This is a genomic window from Pseudoalteromonas sp. PAST1 (assembly GCF_021532515.1).
Lineage (GTDB): Bacteria > Pseudomonadota > Gammaproteobacteria > Enterobacterales > Alteromonadaceae > Pseudoalteromonas > Pseudoalteromonas simplex.
On record NZ_JAKGBH010000042.1, the window covers coordinates 26,723 to 37,028 of the forward strand.

Genomic DNA, 10,306 nt, shown 5'->3' on the forward strand with positions numbered 1-10,306 from the left:
CTGTTTGGCGGTGGATGACTGAGCCAAAAAAATCGAGACGCCAAACGTCGTTTGCATTCTGGCCTGAACTTGCCAAACGGTTTGTATCTTCATGGCGATACGTCTTTTTAGGTGTTTTTAAGTGAATTCAGCCTGTATCCCTTGTCAGGTATGGGATTGCGCGAGTTGATTTATATCGAGACGCCAAACAGTGATTGTTACGGCAGTTTTACGTTTGGCGTTTCGATCCAAAAGCCAAACGGATAGTGGTTTTGGCTTTTGGGGTTAATTGGATGGGGAAATTAGTTTGGTAGAAATCGTCAATGAACAATGGAAAGCAGAGGTATCAGATTTACTTCAGCAAGAAACGGACAGGCTAAAAGCGCTGGCACGAGCTGAAGTTGATGACTTTTGGGTTACCCATTACAAGGTTCGCGAGAATGCGCCCTTTAAAGATTGGGGGCTGCTTGGTGTCCGTATCAGAGACTTTAAGTATGGCTTTGGCATTGAGTGGTACATCAACAGTTTTCACGGTCAACGAGGCAAACGCGTGGTCTTTAGTAAGGGACTGCGTATTTCAAAGACGAAGCTGAGATACTCATTTTTGGACTGCCAAGGTTTGGCCAAAGAATGGGAGCTAGCGCTGGCCATGGAGAAAGAAGAATTCTTCAGTGATATTCGACGCCAGGTTGATAAGCTCAACATGCTGCGTCGAAGGGTTAATGCATATTGAGATCGTAATCTTCGTAATAGTTGTGAACTAATTAAGATTACGATCCACAATTATTATGCCTCATAACTATTGCTGGATAGTAATTGGTACATTTACTGCTACTGGGTTTAGTATCCAGCCATTAGTCTTTAGCAATCTCACAGCATCACTGTAAAGATTTGTTCCTTCTTTGATTGATTTTATTGTAACAAGTAAAACTGTTTTTTGGGGCGTCGCCGGATTTTGTTCTTCTGCCCTGATGGTCGATTCCATCTTGAGCTTCCATGCAGCAACTCCAGTACCTTGAGGATATCTTTTCTTGTGAGCTTTTGTAGGTGACCACTTAAAGGAGTTCTTTAGCTGGTTAATTTCATATAAGTCTTTTTTCTCAGAAGGCAAAGGCGGTACTTTTCCCTTAAATATAGTTTTTAGCTCCCCTGTTTTTTCGTCCAGAACATCTTTTGTTTCCCCCATTGAGACGCTAATGTTTACACGACTGTATTCTGAACCAAAAGATCTATCAAAAGGAGGCGAATAAACCAGTGTCATGGCTACTTCTCCCTTAAACATTCCAGCGTCTTGAACTGAAGTTGGCAATGGAATTGGACTTCGCTCAAACTCAACTAATCCATGACGAACATCGACTTCAAACATCAGTGTGATTTGATCATCTGTGCAATAGAGTAAGTCGTCGATATCTCCAGGCTTTCCAAACCCTGTAGAATACTCGTAACCATTGCAGCCAAGTACTGCTGAATGAATTACTAGTGCTTTTACCTTCTCTGGTGTAGCGACAATTGTTCCGTCTATTGATTTCCATGCATTTGCCGCTATAGAAGAAACTATAGGGGTAGCAAAACTAGTCCCAACAGATTCGAACATTTGGTTGTCTGGCCCACATGATAAGACTCCTATTTGTGCAAAACTTCCGCTGGGAGTGCAGTTTCCTCCATAATGGATCACTTCTGGTTTTGGAGTAAATGCTGGTCCTGGGCCGATTCTCGAAAATGGTGAACATTGGCCTGTTTCAGAAGCGGACAGAGGGTTTGCCTTATGAGCCATTGATCCAACAGTTAATGCTCTTAATGAATCTCCTGGTGAAGATACTCGACTTTCACGGAGCTTTTCTTCTTCAGGTTTGCTCGAAGTAAACGAATTATGATTTCCTGAAGCAACAACAAACAAAATACCATGCTTCTCACTGAGGTCATCAAGGAAGCATCCAAAGTCCGAAAACGCATTAAGTGGAGTTGGCTCTGATCGACCTATTGATAAATTCCAAATTTTGATTTCGGGAAACTCTTCAACTGCTTCTGAGATCATATCCATCAGATCGTCTTCGGAAGCGCTTCCTGAAGTATCAAATACGGTAATATCTACTAGTTTTGCTTGCGTGTTAGGGAAACCGCTACCTTGATAATTTAGAGAGCTTGGAGAGGCAATTAACCCTCCTACCATTGTGCCATGAGATGTATCAAGCAGGTCTTCAGGTACAAAAGACTTTCGACCTACGACCCACTTATTAATCTGTATTGATTTTCGGCAAATACCCGAATCAACAACAGCTACCACCGGATAATCAACGCCTGTTGTTGGGTCGGGTAGCAATAAATTGTCAATCGGACCAACTGGGCTTGTCGCTAATTTATAGTCAGTAGGAGTGTAGGTTGGCATTTCTTCGATAGAGCGCACAGCAACGTTATTTGCCAAGTTTTGAATAGAGAGTTTGCTCTTAGCTTTTACCGTGTGAAATCTGGTATGCGGCGAAAACTCTCTAAAAGTGATATCGAGAGATTCGTTTGCAGTTGATTCATCAAAGTAGTTCTTAACAACAGCATTCTGGCTGTCTTTTAAGTGATCAAATAGATGAATTTTGTATTTCTGAACACCAAAATCATCGTCATCTAAACTTCTAACTTGAAGCCTATCTTCACTTGAAAATACGCTAATCTCTTCAATTGCTGCGATATCTGGTTGAACTGTTTTTGCCCTAGATTGAACTCTCTGTCTGAGTTGGCCTAACCCCTCCTCATTAGCGCTAACGAGCAAAATTCCAAAATCAGCGCTTCCAATGATAGGGCAAGTATTATCTTTAAATACATTGTCTGGTCTGTGCGATTTAGCCAATGCATTCTCTAGTAACCTGACTTTTAGAACAGCTGGCACGTTGGGATGCGATTGAAAGTGCTGTTTTAGTTCTAAAGTAGACTTATCTATATCCGATTGCAGTTTATCAACCAGCTCTTTGGTAACTTCGCGAAGTGGCTTTGGTCCGCTTTTGGGAGGTGGCGTTTCCCTGAAATCGCGTTGTGTAATTTTTACAGCTTGTATTGGGTTATTTTTATTGCTCATTTTCATCCCTATTTAGCAAGTTTGATATTTTTCCTGTAGACATTCCAAATATTTTTGAAAGCAGTCGCACTGTAAAAAGTTCTGAGTTTAGATTTTTCAACTCTACTAGTTTGTCCGTGGCTTCTTTTTCAGACTCAATTACATTTGAGTATCGAACCATTGCAATCCGATACAACAACTCTTGCTCAGTAGTCTGATTTTCATCATTCAAAATCGCTTTTCTTTTTGCTGCAACGCATATTTGAGCAATAATTGCTCCCGATAGTCCAACTGAATGCTCAACTGTTTTCTGTAGCTTAGATGGAGAAAACTCTGCTAACTCATTACGGTAAATCTGTTCTCTTGTAACAGAATCTGGAGCATTTAGTTTAATTCGAAGCTCGAAGCGTCTCCAAACAGCAGGATCCAACAATTGTTCGTGATTTGTTGCGGCAATGATTATTGTATCTTTAGGAAGTGCATCGATGTTTTGAAGCAGACTGACTACCACACGTTTTAACTCTCCCAACTCATGTTGATCGTCTCTTGCTTTAGCTAAAGCATCAAACTCATCTAAAAACAAAACGCATGGCTGCTGCGATGCAAAGTCAAAAAGTGATCTTATATTCTTAGATGTTGAGCCAAGAAGCGACGATACCAAAGAATCGCAACGAGCAGTGAACAACGGTAGTTCAAGTTGTGCGGCTACATTGTGAGCAAGTAGTGTTTTACCGCAACCAGGAGGACCATACAACAATAACGATGGGGCACTACTTAGGCCTGCATCAGCTAATTTTTCTGCTTTTAAAACAAAGGAAATAAATTCATCAACTTGAGCTTTAGTTGTTGCATCAAGAACTGCCATGCCAGAATGATTAGACCCTGGATAGGTAATATCAGCTAACGCCATATGGCTATCTTTATCAACAGGTGCTCTCAACTGCCTTGCTGGCTGTGCCGATGCTAAGTTATAGCCAGAAGCCAGAAGACTATCGGACATGGAAGTTCTTAATCGTTTGGCAATCTTATGCTCTCCATCACTTTCTAATTTGTCTGCAAGAAATTCTGTATAAGCTTTTACCTGATTGATCTTTCCAAGCACTCCACCTTCAATAATTTTTGATAATTCTCTCGCATACTTCATTTTTAGGCCTTTATGTGAACATAGGTGCTGAATTTTGAACATAATAGCACTTAATTGAGTTTTAGTGTAGGTTTTGTGAACGCATTTTCGTGGGGCTTCGTCAGTAGTTACGTGAAAAAACTTAATTCAATCCCCCGTTACACAGAGGAGGTACGTTATGCCAACAGGGGCTTAAGCCTGAGACAAAACTTGAATCGTCACATTGTGTAGGACTTCAGCTTTTTCTGGGTATCCGTGTTCAAAAGCTCCCATGGAGATCTCTCAGTCCAGAACCCTTTTCATTAGTAAAATCGAGTTTTTGATCATTTTTTCTTTTATGAATAGTCAATGTCTTGCGCTTGAAGTCGGCGTCCTGTTCATTCAATACACAGTTCTACACTGCATTGAACCCGGCATAAGAAATAGGTTCTAAGATGGTTAGCTTTATCTGGCCATGGAGAAAGAAGAATTCTTCAGTGATATTCGACGCCAGGTTGATAAGCTCAACATGCTACGTCGCAGAGTGAATGCCTATTGAATCACCGGGTCTACTTCACTCGTGGTAACTGGTCCCAGCGTGTTGTGTAGGCGGGAGACAAATGCTCTCGCTTCATCGACCAATCTTTCTTCGTACCTTGTCCAGCAAAGAAAACCTTTCCGGCACCGCTTTGATTAATGCTGTCCAATACAGACATTAACTGTTGGCTATTAGAGCGGGTCGATACGTCATCGAATAGTCCTGGCTGAAACATGTCAGGATCGTAAAAGTCAGACAGCATGACGCCCGCTTTGGCATAACGAAAACCATCCTTCCAAATCCGCTTGAGTAAGTGATTGGCTAGCTCGATAAAATCCCGCGTATCGCAACTGGGGATCAGCAACTCACCTGATGCAGAGTTGCTGTATTGCGGCTCGTTGTCCTTAAAGGGGCTGGTACGTATAAACACGGTCAGCACTTTGGCTTGCTGCTGTTCTTTGCGAAGCTTCTCAGTGGCGCGGGTTGCGTATTCGCATACGGCCTCACGTAACAATTCAAATTGCGTTACTTTTACGCCAAATGAACGGCTACAAACGATTTGTTTCTTAGTTGGCGGGATCTCTTCAAGTTCAATACACGACTCACCATTGAGCTCTCTGACAGTTCTCTCTAAAACCACCGAGAACTGGTCTCTGATGGCTCTAGGAGAGGCATTGGCTAGGTCTAGGGCTGTGGTGATACCCAAAGCATTTAATCGCTTTGAAAGCCGTCTACCAACGCCCCAAACATCATCAACCGGGACTAATGCGAGCAATCGACGTTGCCGATCTGGATTGGTCAGGTCTACCACCCCTTGAGTGGCGGGATATTTCTTGGCGGCATGGTTAGCCAGCTTGGCGAGTGTTTTAGTCGGTGCAATGCCTACACAAACGGTGATCCCAATCCAGTGGCCAATGCGCTCCCGCACTTGTTGTCCGAACTCGACAAGGGATAGGACAGACTCGATACCGGTTAAATCCAAAAACGCTTCGTCAATGGAGTAAACCTCTACTCGTGGTGCCATCTCCTCCAAAGTGCGCATCACTCGACTGCTCAAATCTGCATACAGTGCGTAGTTGGACGAGAATGCCAAAATGCCATGACGCTGCATTTCAGCTTTGATTTGAAAAACGGGTACGCCCATTTTAATACCGAGTGACTTGGCTTCACGCGAGCGTGCAACCACGCAGCCGTCATTGTTGGACAGCACCACAACCGGCGTATCTTTTAAATCAGGACGAAACAGCTTCTCACAACTGGCGTAAAAGTTGTTGCAGTCCACCAAGGCAAATACAGGCATGGGACAGTCACGACTTACGGCGCATGTTTCGCACCACATTGGTGACCACACCAAATATCTCTAACTCTGCCCCTTCAGGAATATGAATGGGCTCATACGCCTGGTTTCTTGGGATCAGCTTGACGCACGGCCTTAGTTGAAGCTCCTTTACCGTGAGTTCACCATGGATGCCAGCGATGACAATGTCACCGTGTTCGGCTTGAACAGAGCGATCAACCACCAGAATATCATCTGGGTGAATCCCGGCATCAATCATTGAATCACCTTCAACACGCACAAAGAACGTTGCAGCCGGTCGCTTGATGCACAGCTCGTTGAGGTCGAGCGTTTGCTCAACATAATCCTGCGCTGGTGAAGGAAAACCAGCAGAAACACGTTCCATGAACAATGGAATACGAAGGCGCTTGGCTTTGATGAAGGCAAGTGCGCCGCTACGGCCTATCAGCGAGACACTCATGACGAACCTCGAAAAATTATAATTGATACTGTTTGTTTATACAGTATCTAATGCTATGCTGATTTCTACAAGTAAAATTGTAGGTAAAACTGTAGTTGTTCGACTGAGACGCTGTGTCGTGGGTGATTTATTTTTTGTGTTGAAAAACTAGATGTGGGGGATCGCTCGCCCTCGTCAAAGCCTGCAAGGCTTGGACAATACTGCTTCTGCCTACTGCTCTTGCTTCTGTTACTGATCCTGTTACTGCTACTGGTTAACGCATGGGTCAAGTAACCGTCAAACAAGGCTTGTTGAACCCTTTGCAAAGGGTTTCAAAACAGTTAGTAAAATTCTGCTTCGTATTGAATTTACTGGCTTAAAGCGAAGTCAGGAGCATCATTAAAATGCTCAGTCGAACTCAGTTAAAGCCTTTTGCAACCGTTTGAAAAGGGGTTGCCTAAGCCATACGTAAAGGGTATCGGTAAGGGTTACCAAAACGGTTTAGCTAAGACTTTCTGAAAGGCTTAGCCAAAGCCTTCATACATGGGTTCACCCAGTAGAAAGATTAAAAAAACGCTGAGGTATTCAAGGTGCATTTTGTACAAACGCGTTTATAAACGAACAGGGCACAGTGAAATAACCCAAAGCGAACAATAGAATTGAAGAGGAACCATCAATGACAAGAGCCCCTGCGCCATTTCCGCTAGAGCGCCTCGCGGATATCCCAGAAAGACCAGAAGATTTTAGATTGCTGGAGCGTATTCCATTAACGCGTGAGCCGCAGTCCTGGCCACTTGAACTATCTCCTGTAGTCGGTGACGAACAGCCAATGGTGCTGCTCGATACAGAGACAACCGGACTGTCTGCCGATGACGAGTCCATTATTGAGCTTGGTATGGTTAAGGTGCTTTACAGCCCCTCTGCTAAGCGGATTGTGTCGATTGTTGATGTGATAAGTTTGTATGAAGATCCCGGCAAGCCAATCCCTGAGCTGATTACCGAGTTAACCGGTATCACCGATGATATGGTGCAAGGCCAGCGCATTGATGATGCACTGGTTGCGAGTTGGTTATCCGATGATCCGCTGGTGGTCGCGCATAATGCACAGTTTGATCGTCCTTTCTTTGAAAAGCGGTTTGCCGCATTAGGCCATCTATCTTGGGCCTGTTCAGCCAGTGGCATAGATTGGAAAGCACTGGGTTTTGAAAGTCGAAAGCTTGAGTACCTGCTGCTTCGCTTAGGTTGGTTCTATGAAGGACACCGAGCTGCAACCGATTGTTTGGCGATGGCCTGGTTGTTCCATTTGTTGCCTGAGTCCGTTGCAAACTTATTGTCTGAAGCAGACAGGCGAACTGTGTTAGTTCGTGCGTTTGGTGCGCCGTTTGACGTAAAGGACTATTTAAAAGAACGCGGTTACCGCTGGCATGACGGTGTGAAAGGTGCCAACAAACATTGGTGGCGGGAAATCAGCGAAGACGAGTTGCCGCTGGAGCAAACGTATCTTGATGATTTGTACCATCGTGGCTCAGAACATGCCCACTATGACTACAAAGATGCCCGCAATCGATTTAAGGCTTTATCATAGCCTCTTGCATATTTGAAAACCTCTGGAAAATGGAAAGTGAACTTATGGTTTAACCAACAAGAGGAATCTTTCCATGTACCAAGACACCTACATTGAATACTGGGGCGAAATATTCGTCTCTGCCCGCATCATTGAATTTGGCATCACGTTCGAGCGCTTTCTTAAAGATCCATGGAAGCACTTGATGTCCTGTGGCCAAGAGTCAGCTCCAGACGCGATTGCTGAAGGGATGCTGCCATTGCTACCAGCCCAGGCAGAAGTTGCTAGGCGCATTCGGGAGAGTGAGCAACGAGCCCTGATGTCTACAGAACCGGACAAAAGGGGATCTCATCGCGGTAACATCGTGGTGCCACTGGTTCGGGTGGCGCATTGATAGCGGCTATCAGCAATGACACGAAACAAGGCCTTCACGCCCATACCTGAGCGGCAATTGCAATCAAGATCAAAAAGTTGCCGCTTATTCTTCCCTACAAAATAATTTGTGATAGGATGATACCTAATAAAATTAATTAGGTTGAGGCCTATTCAGTGTTTTATGGCCATCTGTCCAGCTTCAACCAGTAGAGATTGATTAGTCATTGCGGATGAAGAGCAGCATTGAGTGATGCTTTTCAATGTGATTACGCGATGTCGGTCCGTACTTTATAAACAGAATTTTTAAAAAACTGGTTGAATTGGATAAACAAGACGCATGACAAATGATGGTCTGAAACAAACAGTAGTGGCGAAGCCAGATAGGCTTTCGCAGATAGCGCAGTTGCCACAAGCAACCAGAGATCGCATTGCCCACATTGATTTCACCTTATTATTTAAGGGCGAAGCGGTGCGAGCGGATTTAGTCGATCGCTTCAGTATAGCCGCCGCACAAGCAACGAAAGACTTCACCATGTACAGAGAGCTTGCGCCAGGCAACATTGAGTATGACCAAAAGCTCAAGTTGCACAAGCGCGGTGAAGCATTTGAGCCCTTGTTCGACTACGACGTTGTGAGAACGCTGGCGACGATTAGCCAAGGGTACGGCGATGGCTTTACTGGAAAGGTAAAACCACCTCTTGCGTGTGAAGCGCCTTATCACCTTAACAAGCCGAGCTTATCGATAGTAGCGAAAGTCACCGAGGCCATACACAAAGGCAAAGCCTTGCGTATCACCTATGTATCGTTATCGAGCGGTAAAACCACGCGTGAAATTGTGCCGCATACGCTGGTAGACAATGGCCTGCGTTGGCACGTTCGTGGTTATGACCGCAAGCATAATGAGTTCCGTGACTTTGTGCTTACCCGAATTAAAGCAGCGGTTGTACTTGAGGATTCGAGGTTGTCTGAAACCGAGCTCGAAACCCAAGACCGGCAATGGAACCGATTTGTAGAGCTGGAGTTAGTGCCACACCCACGCATAGAGCACAGCGAAGCGATAGAGCTGGATTATGGTATGACGGGTGGCGTGATGAAGGTCGAGATCAGAGCAGCAACCGCTGGGTACTTGCTTCGGCTTTGGAATGTCGATTGCTCCAAAGCGGCTCAGCTAAAAACACCCGAATTTCATTTATGGTTAAAAAATTATCAAACTTTATACGGTGTCGGTAACCTTGCGATTGCGCCTGGTTTTGACATGGTCACAGAATAGGAAATAACATGAACAAGCAACAATTAGCCGCAAAAATCTGGGAATCAGCAAACCAGATGCGCTCCAAGATTGAAGCAAACGAATACAAAGACTATATCTTGGGCTTTATCTTCTACAAATACCTCAGCGACCAGTTAGTTCAGTTTGTCACCAAAGAGGGCATGACGCCTGAAGACATTAAAGCCCTAAACGAAGAAGACGCGGACACGGTCAACTACATTCAAGACAATCTTGGCTATTTCATCGCTTACGATAATTTGTTTTCAACATGGATTGACCCGAAACACGACTTTGACGAGTCTAACGTACGCGATGCGCTATCTGCCTTTAGCCGTTTGATTTCTCCTACCTACAAAAAATTGTTTGAAGGTATTTTCACCACCCTCGAAACGGGCCTGAGCAAACTCGGTGAAAGCGCGAGTAAGCGTACAAAAGCCATCAGCGATCTACTGCATTTAATCAAAAGTATCCCAATGAACGGTAAGCAAGGCTATGACGTACTGGGTTACATCTATGAATACCTGATTGAAAAATTTGCCGCCAATGCCGGTAAAAAAGCCGGTGAGTTCTACATAATGTCACCTTCATTTTTTACTTACGAATGCCACCTTCAAAAAGCTGCTTAAACTGTTACCAGATTTTCTTCTTCTTGAGCTTTTACAGGTAAGTAAATTTTTAGTTTCTCATCAAGCCAGTCTG

At 44.3% G+C, this 10,306-nt stretch carries 9 protein-coding genes and 1 pseudogene; 6 read left to right on the top strand and 4 right to left on the bottom strand.

What is annotated here, in order from left to right; genetic code table 11:
- Positions 1–286: 286 nt before the first annotated feature.
- On the top strand, positions 287–712 hold the full coding sequence (gene mobI, locus L1272_RS17535) for a conjugative transfer protein MobI(A/C) (RefSeq protein ID WP_201284758.1): 426 nt from the start codon (positions 287–289) through the stop codon (positions 710–712).
- A gap of 66 nt (positions 713–778) precedes the next feature.
- Here mobI and iteS read toward each other — a convergent pair whose 3' ends face one another.
- Together iteS and L1272_RS17545 are read right to left on the bottom strand one after the other, a co-directional pair.
- Positions 779–3,043, bottom strand: coding sequence for a S8 family anti-phage peptidase IteS (gene iteS / locus L1272_RS17540; RefSeq protein WP_235373960.1), 2,265 nt, complete (start codon positions 3,041–3,043; stop codon positions 779–781).
- The gene (locus tag L1272_RS17545) at positions 3,033–4,166 is read right to left on the bottom strand and encodes an AAA family ATPase (protein ID WP_023266703.1); all 1,134 of its coding nucleotides are present in this window, start codon (positions 4,164–4,166) and stop codon (positions 3,033–3,035) included. The genes iteS and L1272_RS17545 overlap by 11 nt, the downstream gene beginning before the upstream one ends.
- Before the next feature lie 421 nt (positions 4,167–4,587).
- Here L1272_RS17545 and L1272_RS23295 point away from each other — a divergent pair.
- Positions 4,588–4,683: pseudogene (locus L1272_RS23295) on the top strand (conjugative transfer protein MobI(A/C)); the annotation flags it as partial.
- Positions 4,684–4,693: 10 nt separating this feature from the next.
- Here the strand turns inward: L1272_RS23295 and umuC are convergent.
- Both umuC and umuD read right to left on the bottom strand, forming a co-directional pair.
- Positions 4,694–5,962: a translesion error-prone DNA polymerase V subunit UmuC gene (gene umuC, locus L1272_RS17550; RefSeq protein ID WP_235373961.1), complete on the bottom strand. Its 1,269-nt coding sequence runs from the start codon at positions 5,960–5,962 to the stop codon at positions 4,694–4,696.
- A gap of 7 nt (positions 5,963–5,969) precedes the next feature.
- Positions 5,970–6,419: a translesion error-prone DNA polymerase V autoproteolytic subunit gene (gene umuD / locus L1272_RS17555; RefSeq protein ID WP_000116661.1), complete on the bottom strand. Its 450-nt coding sequence runs from the start codon at positions 6,417–6,419 to the stop codon at positions 5,970–5,972.
- A 655-nt stretch (positions 6,420–7,074) separates the two neighbouring features.
- Here umuD and L1272_RS17560 point away from each other — a divergent pair.
- The 4 genes from L1272_RS17560 to L1272_RS17575 all read left to right on the top strand — a co-directional run bounded on the left by L1272_RS17560 (position 7,075) and on the right by L1272_RS17575 (position 10,233).
- Complete coding sequence (locus tag L1272_RS17560; RefSeq protein WP_235373962.1) at positions 7,075–7,983, top strand: 3'-5' exonuclease; 909 nt, start codon at positions 7,075–7,077, stop codon at positions 7,981–7,983.
- Between the two features lie 73 nt (positions 7,984–8,056).
- Positions 8,057–8,356 carry a hypothetical protein gene (locus L1272_RS17565; RefSeq protein WP_235373963.1) on the top strand — a complete coding sequence of 100 codons (300 nt, stop codon included), beginning with the start codon at positions 8,057–8,059 and terminating at the stop codon, positions 8,354–8,356.
- Positions 8,357–8,674: 318 nt separating this feature from the next.
- A complete protein-coding gene (locus L1272_RS17570; protein WP_235373964.1) occupies positions 8,675–9,607 on the top strand; it encodes a WYL domain-containing protein in 933 nt (310 codons plus the stop codon).
- Positions 9,608–9,615: 8 nt separating this feature from the next.
- Positions 9,616–10,233, top strand: a complete 618-nt coding sequence (locus L1272_RS17575) for a type I restriction-modification system subunit M N-terminal domain-containing protein (protein ID WP_235373965.1) — start codon at positions 9,616–9,618, stop codon at positions 10,231–10,233.
- The last annotated feature ends 73 nt before the right edge of the window (positions 10,234–10,306 follow it).

Excerpts from the sequence above, each read along its gene's own strand:
- umuD (WP_000116661.1), bottom strand. The coding sequence starts at position 6,419 with ATGAGTGTCTCGCTGATAGGCCGTAGCGGCGCACTTGCCTTCATCAAA.
- L1272_RS17575 (WP_235373965.1), top strand. The coding sequence starts at position 9,616 with ATGAACAAGCAACAATTAGCCGCAAAAATCTGGGAATCAGCAAACCAG.
- L1272_RS17565 (WP_235373963.1), top strand. The coding sequence starts at position 8,057 with ATGTACCAAGACACCTACATTGAATACTGGGGCGAAATATTCGTCTCT.
- L1272_RS17570 (WP_235373964.1), top strand. The coding sequence starts at position 8,675 with ATGACAAATGATGGTCTGAAACAAACAGTAGTGGCGAAGCCAGATAGG.
- L1272_RS17560 (WP_235373962.1), top strand. The coding sequence starts at position 7,075 with ATGACAAGAGCCCCTGCGCCATTTCCGCTAGAGCGCCTCGCGGATATC.
- umuC (WP_235373961.1), bottom strand. The coding sequence starts at position 5,962 with ATGCCTGTATTTGCCTTGGTGGACTGCAACAACTTTTACGCCAGTTGT.
- L1272_RS17545 (WP_023266703.1), bottom strand. The coding sequence starts at position 4,166 with ATGAAGTATGCGAGAGAATTATCAAAAATTATTGAAGGTGGAGTGCTT.
- iteS (WP_235373960.1), bottom strand. The coding sequence starts at position 3,043 with ATGAGCAATAAAAATAACCCAATACAAGCTGTAAAAATTACACAACGC.